This is a genomic window from Prauserella aidingensis (assembly GCF_024171865.1).
GTDB classification, from domain to species: domain Bacteria; phylum Actinomycetota; class Actinomycetes; order Mycobacteriales; family Pseudonocardiaceae; genus Prauserella; species Prauserella aidingensis.
On record NZ_JAMTCN010000001.1, the window covers coordinates 170,412 to 188,944 of the forward strand.

The 18,533-nt window shown below is 71.4% G+C and carries 12 protein-coding genes; 9 read left to right on the top strand and 3 right to left on the bottom strand.

All coding sequences use genetic code 11. The features are described from left to right. Nucleotides 1–8 precede the first annotated feature (8 nt). From LY13_RS00520 to LY13_RS00560, 9 genes are all read left to right on the top strand, one after another. On the top strand, nucleotides 9–1,154 hold the full coding sequence (locus LY13_RS00520) for a polysaccharide pyruvyl transferase family protein (protein WP_253826110.1): 1,146 nt from the start codon (nucleotides 9–11) through the stop codon (nucleotides 1,152–1,154). Between the two features lie 199 nt (nucleotides 1,155–1,353). After that, nucleotides 1,354–3,438, top strand: coding sequence for an RCC1 domain-containing protein (locus LY13_RS00525; protein WP_253826111.1), 2,085 nt, complete (start codon nucleotides 1,354–1,356; stop codon nucleotides 3,436–3,438). A 257-nt stretch (nucleotides 3,439–3,695) separates the two neighbouring features. Next, entirely contained in the window at nucleotides 3,696–4,919 is a 1,224-nt protein-coding gene (locus tag LY13_RS00530) for a glycine cleavage T C-terminal barrel domain-containing protein (protein ID WP_253826112.1), read from the top strand. After that, nucleotides 4,916–5,818, top strand: coding sequence for a methylenetetrahydrofolate reductase (locus tag LY13_RS00535; protein WP_253826113.1), 903 nt, complete (start codon nucleotides 4,916–4,918; stop codon nucleotides 5,816–5,818). The genes LY13_RS00530 and LY13_RS00535 overlap by 4 nt, the downstream gene beginning before the upstream one ends. A gap of 12 nt (nucleotides 5,819–5,830) precedes the next feature. Continuing rightward, nucleotides 5,831–7,522, top strand: coding sequence for a formate--tetrahydrofolate ligase (locus LY13_RS00540; protein ID WP_253826372.1), 1,692 nt, complete (start codon nucleotides 5,831–5,833; stop codon nucleotides 7,520–7,522). A gap of 14 nt (nucleotides 7,523–7,536) precedes the next feature. Then, entirely contained in the window at nucleotides 7,537–10,068 is a 2,532-nt protein-coding gene (locus LY13_RS00545) for a GcvT family protein (RefSeq protein WP_253826114.1), read from the top strand. A gap of 46 nt (nucleotides 10,069–10,114) precedes the next feature. Beyond that, nucleotides 10,115–10,870 (top strand): electron transfer flavoprotein subunit beta/FixA family protein, encoded by a 756-nt coding sequence (locus tag LY13_RS00550; protein WP_253826115.1) that lies wholly within the window; start codon nucleotides 10,115–10,117, stop codon nucleotides 10,868–10,870. A gap of 5 nt (nucleotides 10,871–10,875) precedes the next feature. Continuing rightward, nucleotides 10,876–11,880: an electron transfer flavoprotein subunit alpha/FixB family protein gene (locus tag LY13_RS00555; protein ID WP_253826116.1), complete on the top strand. Its 1,005-nt coding sequence runs from the start codon at nucleotides 10,876–10,878 to the stop codon at nucleotides 11,878–11,880. A gap of 500 nt (nucleotides 11,881–12,380) precedes the next feature. Continuing rightward, the gene (locus LY13_RS00560) at nucleotides 12,381–14,726 is read left to right on the top strand and encodes an MMPL family transporter (protein WP_253826117.1); all 2,346 of its coding nucleotides are present in this window, start codon (nucleotides 12,381–12,383) and stop codon (nucleotides 14,724–14,726) included. A 103-nt stretch (nucleotides 14,727–14,829) separates the two neighbouring features. Here LY13_RS00560 and LY13_RS00565 read toward each other — a convergent pair whose 3' ends face one another. The 3 genes from LY13_RS00565 to LY13_RS00575 form a co-directional block, all read right to left on the bottom strand. Next, complete coding sequence (locus tag LY13_RS00565) at nucleotides 14,830–15,420, bottom strand: TetR/AcrR family transcriptional regulator (protein ID WP_253826118.1); 591 nt, start codon at nucleotides 15,418–15,420, stop codon at nucleotides 14,830–14,832. Between the two features lie 103 nt (nucleotides 15,421–15,523). After that, nucleotides 15,524–16,018: a (2Fe-2S)-binding protein gene (locus LY13_RS00570; protein WP_253826119.1), complete on the bottom strand. Its 495-nt coding sequence runs from the start codon at nucleotides 16,016–16,018 to the stop codon at nucleotides 15,524–15,526. A gap of 45 nt (nucleotides 16,019–16,063) precedes the next feature. Next, the gene (locus LY13_RS00575) at nucleotides 16,064–18,367 is read right to left on the bottom strand and encodes a molybdopterin cofactor-binding domain-containing protein (RefSeq protein ID WP_253826120.1); all 2,304 of its coding nucleotides are present in this window, start codon (nucleotides 18,365–18,367) and stop codon (nucleotides 16,064–16,066) included. Nucleotides 18,368–18,533: the final 166 nt, after the last annotated feature.

Below are 18,533 nucleotides of genomic sequence, written 5' to 3' on the forward strand. Positions count from 1 at the left end.
GCCTCGGTATGTCTTCCGCCGACCCGGCCGCACGACGCCGGATCTATCTGGTCGCACCGACCGGGCTGCCCAACTTCGGTGACGAGCTGGTCGCCGCGACATGGCTGCGGTACCTGGCAGGCACCGAGCCCGACGCCGAGGTGTGGCTCGACTGCCACACGCCCGGCACCGCCCAGGTGATGCTCGCGGGGCTGCACCCGGGCCTCCGGTGTACCAACACGCTGTGGCGCCTGGCGGTCGAGGCTCCCGACCCGGAGCCCTGGGCGGTCGCGACGTGGATCCGCAAGGTCGTCCACGATCCGGGGCTCGCACCGCGGTGCCGGCCAGGGGTCGAACTGCTCGCCACCGCGAACGTGATCCACCTGCTCGGAGGTGGCTACGTCAACGCCCTGTGGCCGCAGCACGTCGGACTGCTCGCCGGGGCCATCGCGGCGAGCGTGCGTTCGGGCGCGCGGCTCGCGATGACCGGGCAGGGCTTCGTGCCGGCCGCGCCGCACACCGCGGAACTGCTGTATGCGCTCGCCGCCCGGTTCGACGTCGTGGACGTCCGTGACCCGGATTCGGCCGACCTGCTCGCCGACGGCGCGGCCGTGGGGTTCACGTGCGACGACGTGTTCCTCGACGTGCCGGAACCCGAATACCAGGACTGCACGCGCGCGGTCATGGTGTGCGTGCAGTCCGACATCGGCGAGCTCGGCCCGCCCGCCCTCGCGAGCCGGGTCAGGGGCATCCTGCGCCGGTGGGACGTCGATCCCGGCGACGTGACGTTCGTCGAAGCCATCCCGCGGATCGACCGCGCGGTGTACGACCTGCTCGCCGCGGACCTGCCGGGCGCGGCCTTCATGCCGTTCTCGGACCTGTGGCGCGACGGCGTGCCCGCGCTCGCCGGGCAGGTGTGGCTCTCCACGCGATTCCACCTGCATCTGACCGCCGCCGCGGCGGGTGCAGGCGGAGTCGCGCTGAGCGTGTCGCCGGACTACTACGACACGAAGCACCGCAGCCTGATCGACCTCGGCAGCGGCTGGACGATGCTCGACGCGGCCGGTGCCGACGTCCCGGAGTTCCCCGGGAGGGGTGGTTTCCCGGACGGCACCGTCGCGGAACTGCGGGCCCGCAAGGCGGAGGTCGCCGACCGCATCTACGGCCGCAGCTGACCGCGCACCGCGGCCGCGCCGGCACCGCTGCCGCGGTCCACCCGACGACCGGTCCACGTGGCGGCGTGCCCGCGTCCCCGTGTGGCGGCCGGTTGCGGTTCTCCGAACCGGGGTACGTCATCGCGTAGTGGCGCCTGGACGGGGGAACATGGCGGGACGGCGGAACCAGGGGCGCGCGACCGCGCCCGGCCGCGGAGGCATGCGCAGGGCGGTCGGACTGCGCCGGACCGGTGTGACGACCGTTCTCGTCACCGTCGTGATGCTGGTCCTGGTCACCGCAGGCAGCCAGGCGTACTTCTCCGACACGGCGGAGGGTTCGGCGGTGTCGTCCGGAAGTCCCGCCCTCACGATCCGGGATCTGACCGTGGCCGGGCGGTCGGAGGGCCGCGTCGTCGACCACGGGGAGCCGTACGAGGTGAGGTTCACCGTCGTCAACGACGGCGGTGCGCCGTGGCGCGGGAACCTCACGCTGTTCGACCACGTCGACACCGACTCCGGCGCGGACCTCGGCGAGCGGGGTGTCGTCCTGGCGTGGCCGGGCTCCACGCCGCGGTCGGACATCGCACAGGCGGTCGGGGCGGGCGATTACTCGACGGCGACGGTGATCGGGCCGAACACCTCCGACACCGGTGCCATGCCGGGCGCGAGTCCCGCCACCACCGGACAGGCGGTGGACCTGCCGGAATTCACCCTCGGCGCCGGACAGCAGCGGTCGTTCACGTTCCGGGTGGTGGTGCTGTCGAACCGGCTCGACGCGGGCGGCGAGGGCATGTCGCGGCTCGCCGAGGACTCCGGGGCCGTGGCGACGCCGCTGCGGTTCGGCGTGCTGGCCCGGAACACCGGTACGGCCGGGACGCGCACCTCCGCGCGGTCCGGTGGCCGGGGGCGGATCGTCGATGCGCACGTACGGATGCGGGTCAACACTCCGCCGGAGCTGCGGGCCGCGGGCGCGAACACCGGACCGTTCCTCGGTCAGGTGGGCGGTGATCAGGCCACCGACGGGTACCTGCGCGCGCTCGTCAGGGCCACCGACGCCGAGGACGATCCCGACGGCGACGGGGAGAAGCTGGAGGGAAGCATCTCCTGGACCTCGGACTTCGACCCGGACACGGCGGGCGAGTGGTCGGCGCGGTACACCGTGACGGATTCGGCGGGTGCCTCCGCCGAACCGGTCACGGTCGCGGGCGAGACATGGACGTTCGTCAAGATCGTCACCGGCCGGGACCACACGCTCGCCCTCGACTCGACGGGCCGAGTGTGGACCTGGGGCCGCGCCTCGGGCGGGCGGCTCGGCTCGGGGGATGCGGGTGACGGGGGAGTCCCCACCCTCCTGCCCACTTTCGACGGCGGTGACGACGCGGCCCGGGTGGTGGACATCGCCGCCGGGGCGCGGAGTTCGTACGCCGTGACCGCCGACGGCAGGGTCTGGGCGTGGGGCCGCGACGACCACGGCCTGGGCAACGGCAGCACGCGTAGCGACCATCCTGCGGCCTTCGACCTGCCGGAGCCCGCCGCGCAGATCTCGGCCGGTCACCACACGACGGGCGCGGTCACCACCGGCGGCAACGTCTACGCCTGGGGTGAGAACACCCACGGGCAGGTGGGTGACGGCACGACCGCGGACCGGGACACGCCCGTCGCGGTGGACGTGTCGGGGGTCGAGCAGCTGTCGATGGGGCATCGCGCGGGTGCGGCGATCACCGGCGACGGTGGACTCCACACGTGGGGTTCGGACGGCCACGGACTTCTCGGCGACGGCACGGATTCCCACGGCGACACCGCGAACCCGCCGACGAGGGTCGACCCCCGTGGCGCCGGGTACAGCATGGTCTCGATGGGCAGGCTGCACGCGTTGGCGATCACCGGTGAGGGCGTGGTCCACGGCTGGGGTCACGACGGCGCGCACCGCATCGGCGGCAGCGGTGACCGGGACGAACCGACCGCACTGGGACTGGACGAGTACGGACCGGCCAGGCACGTGACGGCAGGCTACGACCGGTCCTGGGTGACGTTGAGCGACGGCCGCCTGGTGACGGCGGGCGCGAACGAGCACGGGGAGCTGTTCACGGGAGCCGGGTCGGCGCACGGTTTCGACACGGCGACCGACGTGCACGCCAACTCCGTCGTGATGGCGGCGGGCGGCCGCGACAGCGCCCACGTGCTGCCGGTGGACGGCCACGTGTACTCGGTCGGCCGGAACGACCACCATCAGCTCGGCGACGGCACGACGACGTCGACGACGAAGTCCGTGAAATGGGGGTTCGACCCGCCCTCGGTGCCGTGACCCGTGCGTGCTCCCTCCTGCGCATTGGACACGGTCGTTTCCGCAGGTGGCGAAGCACTTCTCGGCGTCGTGAGCCCTTGACGCGCCGTGGGGCGCGGCGCATGCTGACAGCACGCAGTTTAGTAATGCAGAACTCGTTGCGAATGACACAACCGGCATCGGTCGCCGGTGCGACTGCGTGAACGGCAACGAGGCGGCGGGCGTTCGCCCATTCTCACGACATGCATCGGACGGGTCGGAGAACCGAGGTGGCCCTCATGACGGATGTACTCAACACCGCCGCCCGGCCGGACATCGCGGGGGACTCGCCCGCGATCGTGGACCGGCCCGCGGTGATGCTCTACACGCGGCTGCGGAAGTCGCCGTATTTCTGGAAATCCCGGGCCTGCGGCGCTGCGGTCTACAGCGTGTACAACCACACCTACCACCCGCGCCACTACGGCGACCCGGTCGGCGAGTACTGGGCGCTGCTCGACGGCGTCACGATCTGGGACGTCGGCGTCGAACGCCAGCTCGAGATCTCGGGCCCGGACGCATTCGACTTCACCAACATGCTCGTGCCACGGGACCTGACCAAGTGCGAGGTCGGGCAGTGCAAGTACGTGTTCGTCACCGCGCCCGACGGCGGGATCGTCAACGATCCGGTCCTGTTGCGACTCGAGGAGAACCGTTTCTGGCTGTCGCTGGCCGATTCGGACGTCGGACTGTGGGCCATGGGCCTGGCACACGCGGGCGGCTGGAACGTCCACATCGCCGAGGCCGATGTCGCACCGCTCCAGGTGCAGGGGCCGCGGTCCAGGGAGGTGCTGCGCGACCTGTTCGGCGACGCCGTGCTCGACGTGCCGTACTACCGGATGCGTGAGTTCACCGTGGACGGCATGCGGGTCGTCGTCAGCCGCACCGGGTACTCCGGCGAGCTGGGCTACGAGCTGTACCTGTACGACGCGTCCCGTGACGCCGAACGCCTGTGGGACGCGGTGTGGGAGGCGGGCAGGCCGTACGGCATGCGCCCGATCGGGCCGTGCCACATGCGCCGTATCGAGGCGGGCATGCTCGCCTACGGCTGTGACATCACGCTCGACACCAATCCACTGGAGGTCGGCTACGACTACCGGTGGATGGTCGATCTCGACCAGGAGGCCGACTTCATCGGCAAGTCGGCGCTCGCGCGGGCTCGGTCCGAGGGGATCTCCCGCCTCATGGTCGGACTCGAGATCTCCGGCGAACCCCTCGGCACCTACAACGACGGGTCGATGATCGAGCCGTTCACCGTCCACGACGGATCGCACGCGCCGGTGGGCCGCGTGACCAGTGCCTGCCGCTCGCCGCGACTGGAACGCAACATCGGGCTCGCGATGGTGCCGATCGAACTCAGCGAGGTCGGCACGACGCTCCAGGTCCGCACGCCGGACGGCGTGCGCGAGGCCACGGTCGTCGAGAAGCCGTTCGTCGATCCGCGGAAGGAGACCCCGAAACGATGAAGCGCAGGCGGGAGTCCGGGAAGGCGGCCGTGCCGGCAGCGGCGCGGGCCGGCATCCTGGCGCGCCCGCGCTTCGAGGTGCTGCCGCTGCGCGGGGTGCTCGAGGAAACAGGCGGGCTGCCCGAGCACACGGTCGTCACGGTGACGGCCTCCCCGCGCCGCGGGACCGGCGCGACCGTCGAGCTGTGCGAGAAGCTCGCGGCACAGCGCCTGCGCCCGGTGCCGCATCTCGCGGCCCGGCAGCTGACCGGTCGCGGCGAGCTGATCGACGTGCTCGACCGGCTCGCCGGCGCCGGAGTGGCCGACGTCTTCGTCGTCGGAGGCGACACGGCCTCGCCTGCGGGGCCGTACCCCGACGGGGAGGCGCTGCTGCGGGAGATGGCCGACCTCGGCAGGCTGCCCGCGGAGGTCGGCGTGCCGTCGTACCCGGAGGGTCATCCGTCGATCGACGACGCGGCGCTGTGGGCGTCGTTGCGGTCCAAACAGGACCTGGCGACCTACACGGTGACACAACTGTGCTTCGACCTCACCGCGATCCGCGACTTCCTGCGGCGTGCCGGTGAGGAAGGGATCGTGCTTCCGGTCGTGGTCGGCGTACCGGGCGCCGTCGACGTCGCGACGCTGGCAAGGGTCGGTGCCCGCATCGGGGTCGGCGACTCGTTGCGGTTCGTCACGTCCCACCGGTCGCTCGTCGGACGGCTGCTGCGTCCTCGGCGCGGCCGCGACGCCGTCCTGCGTGGAGTGGCCGACCTCGGCTCGCGGCCCGGTGAACCCGGTCCCGCGGGTGTGCACTGCTACACGTTCAACAAGGTGCGGGCGACCGCCCGCATGCTCGCCGAGTTGCCCGCCGCGACCCGCGGTGGGGGCGGATCGGCGGGACAGCCACGAGGGGAGGGGTGAGCCATGCCGTCGATGCCGTCGGACCTGGAGATCTCCCGCGCGACGCTGCGCAAGCCGCTGGCGGACGTGGCAGCGGACATGGGGATCGAATCGCGGTTGTTCGAGCCGTACGGACACGCCGCGGGCAAGATCTCCCTGGAGGCGGTCGACGAGTTCGCCGATCGCCCGCGGGCGAAGTACGTCGTGGTCACGTCGATCACCCCGACCCCGCTGGGCGAGGGGAAGACCACCACGACGGTCGGCCTGGGCCAGGCGTTCGGGCACATCGGCAAACGCGGCGTGATCGCGGTCCGGCAGGCGTCGATGGGGCCCACGTTCGGCATCAAAGGCGGCGCGGCGGGCGGCGGCTACTCGCAGGTGGTGCCGATGGAGGCGGTCAACCTGCATCTGACCGGCGACCTGCACGCTGTCACTTCGGCGCACAACCTGCTCGCTGCGATGGTCGACAACCACCTCCACAAGGGCAACGAACTCGACATCGACCCGCTCGCCGTGGCGTGGCGCCGTGTCCTGGACGTCAACGACCGTGACCTGCGGCAGATCGTCACCGGCCTGGGTGGGCGGCAGGACGGGCTGCCTCGGCAGACCGGCTTCGACATCACGGCCGCCAGCGAGGTGATGGCGGTGCTGGCGCTGTCGTCGTCGCTGTCGGACCTGCGCGCACGGCTGTGTCGCATGGTCGTGGCCTACGACCGGCGGGGCGAGCCGGTGACCGCCGAGGACCTGCACGCCGCGGGCGCGATGTGTGTGCAGTTGCGCGAGGCGCTGAAACCCAACCTGCTGCAGACGACCGAGCAGACGCCGGCCCTCGTCCACTGCGGACCGTTCGGCAACATCGCCCACGGCAACTCCTCGGTCGTGGCCGACCTGATCGGCATCCGCTGCGGCGACTACCTCGTCACCGAGGCCGGGTTCGGCGCCGACATGGGCGCGGAACGGTTCTTCAACATCAAGTGCCGTACGTCCGGACTGACCCCGGACGCGGCGGTGGTGGTGGCGACGGTCCGCGGACTGAAGGCGCACACCGGGCGCTACCGGGTCGTCGCGGGCAAGCCGCTGCCGGAGGAGATGCTCGCCGAGAGTCCCGACGACGTCCGGGACGGTGCGGCGAACCTGCGCAAGCAGATCGCGAACGTGCGCGCGCACGGCGTGACCCCCGTCGTGGCCGTCAACGCGTTCCCCGGCGACCACGACAGCGAGAAACAGGCCATTCTGGACGTGGCGGCGGAGGAGGGGGCGCGGGCCGCCGTCACGACGCATGCCGCCCGCGGCGGCAAGGGCGCGGCCGAGCTGGCCGAAGCGGTCGTCGAGGCCTGTGCCGAACCGGCCGCGTTCGCACACCTGTACCCGGACGGCGCCTCGCTCACCGAGAAGATCGAGACGATCGCGCGGCGCATGTACGGCGCCGACGGCGTCGAGCTCAGCGCCACCGCGCGCAGGCAGCTCGACGACTACGAGCGGCACGGATTCGCCCGCCTGCCGGTGTGCGTGGCGAAGACGCACCTGTCGCTGTCGGCCGATCCGTCGCGCAAGGGTGCACCGGTCGGCTGGACGTTGCCGGTGCGCGAGGTGCGCCTGTCCGCGGGCGCGGGGTTCATCTACCCGATCTGCGGCGACATGCGCACCATGCCCGGTCTGTCGTCGCAACCGGCGGCGGAGCACATCGACATCGACGAAGCGGGTCAGGTCGTGGGGCTGTCGTAGAGGAAGTGATCGAGATGACCGAGATTCCCGAACGCGCCGACGTCGTCGTCATCGGAGCCGGCATCGTGGGCAACGCGGTGTGCCACCACCTCGCCGAACTGGGGTGGCGCGACATCGTGCTGATCGAGAAGGGGCCGCTGCCGGACCCGGGCGGGTCGACGGGACATGCGTCGAACTTCATCTTCCCCGTCGACCACTCCCGCGAGATCACCGCGCTGACGACGGACTCCATGCGCCAGTACGAGAAACTGGGCACCCTCATCACCTCCGGCGGTGTCGAGGTGGCGAGGCAGCCGCAACGGGTCGAGGAGCTCAAACGGCGCATGGCCTCGGCGCGTGCGTGGGGCGTGGACGCCGAGCTGATCACGCCGCGCCGGGTGGCCGAGCTCGTCCCGTTCGTCGATCCGGACATTCTGCTCGCCGGGTTCTGGACCCCGTCGGTGGCCGTCGTCGATCCGCTGCGGGCGGGGGCGCTGATGCGGGAGCAGGCGATCGCCGACGGCGCGCTGACCGTGTCGGCCAACACCGCGGTGACCGGTATCCGCACCGACCGGGGACGGGTGCAGGCCGTGTGCACCGACGCCGGGGACGTCGAGACGCCGGTCGTCGTCGTCGCCTGCGGGGTGTGGAGCCCGCGGATCGCGCGGCTGGCGGGCGCGGAGATCCCGTTGACGCCCGCGGTGCACCAGATGATGGACGTCGGGCCGATTCCCGAGCTCGAGGCGACCGGCACGGCCATCGCCTATCCGATCGTGCGGGACATGGACGCGCTCATGTACGAGCGGCAGAGCGGTGCCGACCTGGAGATCGGCTCCTACGCGCACCGGCCGATCCTGCACGAGCCCGACGACATCCCGTCGCTGGAGTCGGCGGCGCTCTCGCCCACCCAGCTGCCGTTCACCTCCGAGGACTTCGACCCGCAGCTGGAGCAGGCGCTCGAACTGTTCGGCAGCATCCTCGACCGGCCCGATGCCGGCGTGCGGCACGCCATCAACGGCCTGCTGTCCATGACCCCCGACGGCGCGCCGGTGCTGGGGCCGTGTCCCGAGGTGGCCGGGCTGTGGTCCGCGGCGGCCGTGTGGATCAAGGAGGGTCCGAGTGTCGGGCGGATGCTGGCCGAGTGGCTCACCCATGGCGACTGCGAGTTCGACATGCACGGCGCCGACATCGCCCGATTCTACCCGCACCAGCGCACCCGCGAACACGTGCGGGCCCGCGCGAACGAGGGCTTCAACAAGACGTACGGCATCGTGCACCCGCGCGAGCAGTGGGAGTCCTCGCGCGGCCGGAAACTCTCGCCGTTCCACACCCGCGAACGCGAGGCCGACGCGGTGTTCTTCGAGGTCGGCGGCTGGGAACGGCCGCACTGGTACGAGTCCAACCGCGCCCTGCTCGACGAATTCGGCGACCGGGTCACACACCGTCAACACGAGTGGGACGCCCGGTGGTGGTCGCCGATCGTCGAGGCCGAGCATCTCGCCATGCGCGAGCGCGCCGCGATGATCGACCTCACGGCGTTCGCCCAGTTCGACGTCCGGGGACCGGGCGCACTCGACTACCTGCAGCGCATGGTCGTGGCCCAGCTCGACCGGCCGGTCGGCAGGCTCTGCTACACCCCGGTGCTGACCCCGGGCGGCGGGTTCCGCAGCGACCTCACGGTCGTGCGGCTCGGCGAGGACCGCTTCCGCGTCATCACCGGCGGCGCGGACGGGGCCCGTGACCGGTCCTGGTTCGAGAGTCACCTGCCCGCCGACGGATCGGCGTCCCTGGTGGACGTGACGTCGGCCGTGTGCACGCTCGGCCTGTGGGGTCCGCGCGCCAGGGACGTCCTGGCCGCGACGACCGAGGACGACGTGTCCGGCGAGGCGTTGCCGTTCGGCACCGCCCGGTGGATCGATGTCGCGGGCATCCCGGTGCTCGCGCTGCGCGTGTCCTATGTGGGCGATCTCGGGTGGGAACTGCACGCGCCGTTCGAACACGGACAGGCGCTGTGGGACGCGATCGCCGAGGCCGGGCGGCCGCACGGGATCGTCCCCGCGGGCATCGGCGTCTACGGCACGACCGGCAGGCTCGAGAAGGGCTACCGGCTCATGGGCGCCGAGCTCGACGGCGAGTACGACCCCGTGGAGGCCGGACTCGCGCTGCCCAAGGTCAAGGCCGCGGACTTCGTCGGCAAGGACGCCTACCTGGCCGCACGTGAGGGCACGCCCGCGGCGACGCTGTGCACTCTCACGCTGGGCACCCTCACGGTCGACGACCACACCGGCACGGACGGCATCGCACGGTATCCGCAGGGCGGCGAGCCGATCGTGACGACGGCCGGGGAGCGCATCGTGGACCGCAAGGGCCGCGGCTCGGTCGTCACGAGTGCGGGGCCCGCACCGTCGCTGGGCGCCCACCTGCTGATGGCGTACCTGCCGCCGGAATTCGCCGTCGAGGGAACGTCGCTGCAGGTGGAGTACATGGCCGAGCGGTATCCGGTCACGGTGGCACGGGCGGGCCGGACGCCGCTGTTCGACCCGGAGGACACGCGCATGAAGGCGTGAGGCGGCCGGACGACCGGAGCCGGGCCGCCGGAGGGAGGCGGACGTCGTGGACATCGTGGTCTGCATCAAACGGGTGCCCGCGTTCGGAGCGCAGGTACCGCTGACCGACGACGGGAGCGCCGTCGACACGCGGCACCTCGGCTTCACCATCGGGCCGCACGAGGAATGTGCGGTGGAGGAGGCCGTACGGCTCGTGTCGGCCCACGGCGGACGTGTCACCGTCCTGACGGTCGGACCCGAGGAGGCGGGCGAACAGCTCCGCTACGCGCTCGCGATGGGAGCGCACCGTGGCGTGCTCGTCGACACCGGCACGACCGATCTCGACCCGGAGGCCACCGCGACGGCCGTGCTCGCGGGACTGGCCGACGAACCGGAACCGGACCTGCTGCTCTTCGGCGACGCCTCGGCGGACGCGGGCCACGGCCAGGTCGCAATCCGGGTGGCCCTGGCACGCGGCCTGCCCGTCGTCGGCGGGATCACGGGCATGGACGCCGACGCCGGGGGAGGGTTGCGTGCGACCCGCGAGACCCCGGCAGGCACCGAGGTGTTCCGGGTGCCGATGCCTGCGGCCGTGACGGTCAAGGAGGGCCTGAACCTGCCGCGGTATCCGACCCTGCCGGGGCGGCTGAAGGCGAAGAAGGCGGAGCTGCGGACGGTCTCGTGTGCCCCGGAGCCGGGCGGCCTGCGCACCGTCGGACTGCGCAGGCCCGCCGACGACCGTGCCGGAGCGGTTCCATTGGGCCGCGGCGCCGCCGCGGCGCCCGCTGTGGTCGACATCCTGGCCGAGCTGGGGAAGGTGTGACGACGATGAAACTGGTCGTGGTGACCGACGCGACGGTGCCGGCCGAGCTGCCCGCGGTGGCGCGCTCGCTCGCGGGCAGGGACGAACCGGTCGAGGCGGTGACGTTCGGCGGAGCAGGGACCGAGACGGGCGACCTGGCCCGCGTACTCGGCGGCCACGGGGTCGGCAGGCTCCACGTCGCGCGGCACGCACTGCTCGACGACTACGCCCCCGAAGCGTGGGGGAACGCGTTGGCGGCGGTGATCGACCGGCTCGGACCGTCCGGTGTGCTCGCATCCGCGGGTGACCGCGGCGCCGAGGTCCTGGCACATGCGGCCGCGCGTGCGGACCTGCCGCTGGCGACCGACTGCGTACGCCTCGCGGGCGACGAGGACGGCACGTGGCACGTGACCCGTACCCGCAGCGGTGGCGTGCTGCTGGAGGACGCCGAACTGAGGGCGCCGGTGACGCTGGCGACGATCGCCCCGGCGGTCGAGGTTCCGCAGGTGCCGCTCCAGCCCGCGGGCGAGTGCGAGGTCGTCGAGTCCGCAGTGGACGTTCCGCCGGAACTCGCCCGGACCCGCGTGGTCGAGCACGTCGCGAGCGAGACCGGGTTGTCACTGGCGACGGCGCCGGTCGTGGTCTCCGGCGGCCGCGGTGTCGGCGGCGCGGAGGGGTTCGCCGTGCTGGAGGAACTCGCGGAGCGGCTCGGCGGCGTCGTCGGCTGTTCGCGGGTGGCCACGAACAACGGGTGGCGCCCGCACCGTGACCAGGTGGGTCTCACCGGCACGAAGATCGCTGCCGACCTCTACATCGCCTGCGGGATCAGCGGCGCCACCCAGCACTGGGTGGGGTGCATGGACTCGGCCGTGATCCTGGCGATCAACACCGACCCCGAGGCGCCGATGATGCAGCGCGCGACGTACGCGGTCGAGGGCGACGTCCACGAGGTGTTGCCCGCGGTGCTCGCCGAGATCCGCAGGCGCGCCGAGGAACCGGCCGTGGCCGAGTCGGTCGAGCGGCAGGTGTGATCCGCCGCACCCGCGGCCTGCGGTTCTCGGACGCCGCATGCGGGCGACGACCCGACGTTCGCCCCGGTCGAGTGGCGTTTCGGCACGCGGTGTGACCGATCTGCGGGGCATTCGCTCCGTCGGGGATCGCACTTTCGGGTCATGTACGATGGGCCGCACGCCGTAAGATACGAGCCGTATCTTACGGCGGGGTGGTGACCGAGGCGCCCGCCGACGTCGCCGGCCGGGGGATCCGCCGTGGCACACGCGTGGCCGAACCGCGCTGCCCGTGTCCGGAACCGCGCTGTGGCCGTGGCCCGTCCGCGGGAGTGCCGCGCCACGTCGGGTGTTCGTCCTCCGCGGCCGGTGTCCTCGCCGGCGCGGGTGTGCGGGAACACCCGCCCCGAACCGACCGCATGCGGCAGCAGCGGGCCGATTCGTGCCGACCCGTCCGGCAACGGAGCCGGTGATCGTGCGGCACGAGCCCCAGTCCGTCACGTATCCAGGAGCCGAAACCGCGCATGGCCAAACTACTTTTCCGCCTCGGCAGGACCGCGTACCGCCGGTGGCCGTTCTTCCTGATCGCCTGGCTCGTCGTGCTCGCGGGCGTGGGCACGTTCTCCGCCACGCAGTCCCAGCCGATGTCGGATCAGTTCACGATCCCCGGCATCGAGTCGGTCGAGGCGGCGGAGACGCTGCCGGAGATCATGGACGGCCAGTCCTCACCGATGGACGAGGCGAACGTGCAGGTCGTCGTGCAGGCGCCCGAGGGTGAACAACTGGCGGCGCCGCAGCACATGCAAGCCGTCAACGAGCTGATCGCCGACCTGCGCGGCATCGACACCGTGCCGCAGGGCGAGCAGGCGATCGTCGGCCCGGTCCAGGCGGACGCGGGCCTCGAGCAGCAGGCGCTCCAGCAGGCCCAGCAGCAGGCCGAGGCGCAGGGGCAGCCGTTCGACCGCGAGGCCGCGCTGCAGCAGGTCGAACCGCAGCTGGCCGCGTCGTCGCCGCTGTCGGAGGACGGGCGCACCGGCCTGGTCGACTTCGCCCTCGACGTCGAGCAGGTCACCGACGTCGAACCCGAAACCCAGCAGCGGATCCTCGACGTCGTCGAGCAGCACGCCGAATCCTCGGATCTCGCCATGGAGGTCCGCGGCTCGGGCATGCAGGTGATGGAGATCGGCGGCGCCACGGCCGAGATCATCGGCATCGTGATGGCGCTGATCATCCTCGCGCTGACGTTCGGTTCGCTCGTGTCGGCGGGTATGCCGGTCGTGACCGCGGGCATCGGCGTCGCGATGGGCACGATGGGCATCACGGCCATGACCGTGTTCACCGACATCTCGACGACCACGCCGATCCTGGCCACCATGATCGGGCTGGCCGTGGGCATCGACTACGCGCTGTTCATTCTCGCGCGCTACCGCAGCGAACTCGACCACACCGACGACCGCTCCACCGCGCTCGGCATCGCCGTCGGCACCGCGGGCTCGGCCGTCGTGTTCGCGGGCCTCACGGTGATCATCGCGCTCGCCGCGCTGAGCGTCGTCGGCATCCCGTTCCTCACCACGATGGGCCTGGCCGCCGCGGCCACCGTGGCCATCGCGGTGCTCGTCGCGCTGACGCTGCTGCCGGCCGTGGTCGGCATGCTGAAGGGCAAGACGTTCGGGCTGACGTTCCGCAAGTACGACCCCAAGCGCGAGGACTCGGGCCTCGTGCTCAACAACGGGGTGCGCTGGTCGCGGTTCATCGGCAAGAAGCCGCTCGCCTGGACCCTGCTGGTCGTCGTCGCGCTCGGTGCGCTGGCGATCCCGTTCAAGGATCTGCGACTCGGCATGCCGAGCGACTCGACGGCCCCGTCCGACTCGTCGCGCAGGCAGGCCGCCGAGATGATCGGCGACGCCTTCGGTCCGGGCAAGCTCGACCCGCTGATGCTCGTCGTCGACGCGCGGGAGATCTCGGACGACCCGCAGGCCCAGCAGACCGCCTACCAGGAGGCCCAGCGGTGGGCCGCCGAACAGGACGGTGTTCGCCACATCGTGCCCGCGCCCGGGAACGACAAGGGCACGATGGTCATGCTGCAGCCCGAGTTCGGGCCCGACGACCCGCGTACCGCGCAGTTGCTGGAGAGCCTGCGCGCGGGCGAGGCCGGGTTCGAGGACCGCACCGGCGTGGACCTCGGCATCACCGGCACCGTCGCGATCATGGAGGACATCTCCCAGCAGCTCAACGACGCGCTCGTGCCGTACCTGGCCACCGTCGTCGGCCTGGCGTTCGTGCTGCTCGTGTTGGTGTTCCGCTCGCTGCTCGTGCCGTTGACCGCCACCCTCGGCTTCCTGCTGTCGGTGCTGGCCACGCTCGGCGTGACCGTGGCGCTGTTCCAGGAGGGCTGGTTCGGCATCTTCGAAGGCGGGCCGATCATCAGCTTCATGCCGATCATCCTGGTCGGCGTGGTGTTCGGATTGGCGATGGACTACCAGGTGTTCCTGGTGACCCGGATCCGCGAGGCGCATGTGCACGGGGCGTCGTACAAGGACGCCATCGTCGACGGCTTCCGCAACTCGGCCCGTGTCGTGACCGCCGCCGCGCTGATCATGACCTCGGTGTTCGCCGGCTTCATGCTCATGGACGACGTGATGATCAAGTCGATGGGCTTCGCGCTCGCCGTCGCGGTCGTGTTCGACGCGTTCGTGATCCGGATGCTGCTCATCCCGTCGCTGATGTACCTGATGAAGGACACGGCGTGGGCCATGCCGAAGTGGCTCGACAGGATCATCCCGAACGTCGACGTCGAAGGGGAGAAACTCGAGCGGCCCGGCGCCGCACGCGATCGCGCCGACGCGGAGCGCGAACCCGCGAACGTCTGACGCCGCGGTACGCAGAACAGGAGCCCCTCGGGCACGTCGGTGTCCGAGGGGCTCTTCCGTGTCCGGGGAGTAGCCGTATCGGGGGAGCGTCCGAGCCAAGGGATCAGACGCGGCGCGTCAGCAGGGGCAGGCAGATGCGATCGACGATGTCGGCCACGGCGGCCTCGTCGACGTGTCCGATGAAGAGCATCTCGTGGTGCCACAGCGCCAGCGGCAACATCGCGATCCGCTCCGGCAGGGGCTCCGGACCGAGCTCGCCGCGCGCGCGTGCCGCATCCAGCACCCGCTGCAGCGCCTGTTCCGCCGGGGCGGCGGCGAGCTCGGCCAACTGCGGCAGCAGGTCGTCGTCCACGTCGGCGATGAGCCGCCGCACGGTGGTGATGCCGATCTGCTCGAACCGTCTGCCGAGCGCGACGCCCAGCGCCATCAGATCGGAGCGGAGATCGCCCGCACTGTCCGAGGGCAGATCGGCGGGCGCACGCCGGATGAGTGCGTCCAGAACCATCTGCGCCCGCGTCGCGTACCGGCGGTAGATCACCGGCTTGCTCGTGTGCGCGCGGTGCGCGACGCCGTCGAAGGTGAGGCCTGCGTACCCGCGGTCGGCCAGTTCGCACAGCACGGCGTCGAGAATCGCCTCCCGCAGCTCCTCACCGCTGCGGCGGGTCGCGCGCGCCGGATCGCTGTGCTCACTCATGCCGACCCTGCACTGTACCGGGCCGCGGGCCGTGCGCGCCCCGGACGGCCCGGCGGGGCGTTGTGGCCTCCCCACCGGGCCGTCCGGGACCGCCCGGTGACGCTCACATCCGCGTCTCGCCGTCCCGGATGGCCTCGCGAATGCGCGTGTAGGTGCCGCAACGGCAGATGTTGCGGATGCCGTCGAGGTCGGCGTCGGTGATCGTCCTGCCCTCGTCGCGGACCTTCCGCACCAGCGCGACCGCGGCCATGATCTGGCCCGGCTGGCAGTAGCCGCACTGGACGACGTCCCGCTCGAGCCACGCCTCCTGCATCGGGTGCAGGCCGTGCGGCCCGCGGGCGTCCTCGGCGGTCTGCGCAGGCAGACCCTCGATGGTGGTCACCTCGTCGTCGGCGGACAGCTCGCCGACCGGTACGGCGCACGGGTTGAACGCCTTGCCGTTGATGTGCGACGTGCACGCCTTGCAGACGTTGATGCCGCAGCCGTACTTCGGGCCGGTGACGCCGAGCAGGTCGCGCAGCACCCACAGCACACGCACGTCGTCTTCGACGTCGACCGTCACCCGCTCACCGTTGACGACGAAAGTCTGTTCAGGCATCTGGGGTCTCCGTGTTTCCCATCGGTACTGGAAGGAAGGTGGTGGTCAGTAGGTGTGGTCGAGACCGTCGGTCGGCGACTGCGGCACAGGCGGGCTGTACGGCTTAGGCTCGAACGACAACGTCCGGTGGTTGATCGGGAACTCCGTCGGCATCGCGGCGGTGGCGCGGGCGTAGGCGCACGCGGCCGCGGCGGCCGACGCGGCGACGCCCGCCTCGCCGACCCCGCCCGGCGGTTCGGTGGATTCGAGCACGACGACGTCGAGTTCGGGCGGGGTGTTCCACTGCCGGGTGTAGAAGTAGTTGTCCCAGCTGGCTTCCTGGAAGTGGCCGTCGCGCAGATGGAGGCTGCTGGTCAGGGTCATCGCGATGCCGTCGTTGACGCAGCCCTGCATCTGCGCCTCGACCCCGCGCGGGTTGATCACCCTGCCGCAGTCGATCACCATCGTCGCCTTCGTGACGCGCGGTCCGGTCACGGCGTTGCGGACCTTGCGGCCCACCGTCTCCGGGCGGCAGTCGATCTCCATGATGCAGGCGGTGACGCCCTTGTACTCGACGTGCACGCCGATGCCCTGCGCCATGCCTTCCGGCAGCTCCTTGCCCCACTCGGCCTTCTCGGCCGCCGTCTCGAGCGCGGTGCGGAGTCGGCCGTTGCGCAGGTGCGCGAGCCGGAACTCGAGCGGGTCGGTGCCCATGCGCTGCGCGAGCTGGTCGACGATCAGTTCGTTCGCCGTGCGGACGTCGGGGGAGTAGATGTTGCGCATCGAACTGGTGTTGAACCGCGTGTCGGTCTCGACCAGCGACTGGCCGACGGCGCCGAAGTCGTACGGCAGGATCGTCGTCAGCTGGAAGATCACCTGGGCGAACGGCATGTTGCCCAGGCCCGCGGGCAGGTCGGCCGCCTTGGCGGTGATGATGTCGCCGAGACCGTGCCGGAAGTCGGTCTCGATACTGGTGTGCGCCTGCTGGAAGCCGAGCACGGTGTCACCCGCGTAGCAGGCGCGGATCCGGGATGTGGCGAGCGGGTGGGTCCGGCCGACCCGGGCGTCGTCGGCGCGGTGCCACATGAGTTTGACGGGCACGCCCATGGCCTGGCTGATCCGCGCCGCTTCGATCGCCGGTTCGTCGAACAGCCGCCTGCCGAACGAGCCGCCACCCTGGACCACGTGGACCGTCACGTTGTTGAGGGGAATGCCGACGGCCTCGGCGATGCGGCCCTGGGCGACGTTCGGGTTCTTCAGGCTCGCCCAGATCTCGGCGCGGCCGTCGCGCACGTCGGCGACCGCACTGTTGGTGTCCATGGCGGAGTTGCTGCGGAACCAGAACGTGAAATCGCCCGAGACGGTCTCGCCCGCGGGAAGTTCGGGCGCGGGTGCCTCGGCGGCGCGGACACCGGCGAGCGCGTCCTCGTCGGACATGCCGGCGACCGGCCCGTCGTTCCAGGACACGTCGAGCGCGCGGACCGCGTCGATGCACTGGCCGAACGTCGAGGCCCGCACCGCGACGCCGGTCGGGACGATGGCCACGTGCGTGACCCCCGGCATGTTGCGGACCTCGTCCGCGTTGTTCACCGCGTTCGGCGTGCCGTTGAGCGTCGGGGCTCGGCACACCATGGTCGGCAGCGCGTCGGCGACGTCGAGGTCGGTGGCGAACTGCTTGGTTCCGGTCACGGCGTCGAGCGCGTCGATGCGGTTGACCGGCGTCCCGACGATGCCGTGGGAGTTCTCGTCCTTGAGTTCCACCTCGACCGTTTCGGGCTGCTCGTTCGCCGCGAGGGCGGAGAGCCTGCCGTAATCCACGCGCCTGCCGTCCGGCGCCACGATGTGACCGAGGTGCGAGGTCAGCTTGTTCGCGCTGTCGCCGAGCACGGTCGCCGCGGCCTGCAGCAGTGCGCCCTTCGCGACCGCGGCGGCCACGCGGATCGGCGTGTACATCGCGTGGATCGTGTTCGACCCGCCGGTGATCTGGTTGAACAGCAACTCGGGCCTGGCGGGCGCCAGCGTCACGTGGACCTTGTCGACGGGCAGGTCGAGCTCTTCGGCGATGAGCATCGCGGCAGCCGTCGTGATGCCCTGGCCGACCTCGGTGCGGGGCAGTTCGAACGAGGCCGTGCCGTCGTCGTTGATCGTGACGGTGATCAGCTGCGACGTCGGGGCGGCGGCGAGGGTGAGCAGGTCGCTGAGATCGGCGATCTCCGCGGGCTGGGGGAGGGTCGGCAGTTCGCCGGCGTCGGCCGTGGCGCCCCGGCCGACCATTCCGAGATCGGCGGCGGCGACGACGGTCGCACCGCCGAGCAGATACCCGATGAACTTGCGTCGGTTGACCGTGTGCGGGCCGTCCGTGGTGGTCACGAGGCACGCTCCTTTGCGTGGTTTCGTGCGGCGGAGCGGTGGGTACGGGAACCGGACGCGGCGCGTGTCGGGCGCCGTCCCGTGATCCACCGTTCGTGGTACGCCTGTGTACCGGAGCGGGACGGTACACAGGCGTACCATCGAGGGGCAATGACCGTCATCCGTT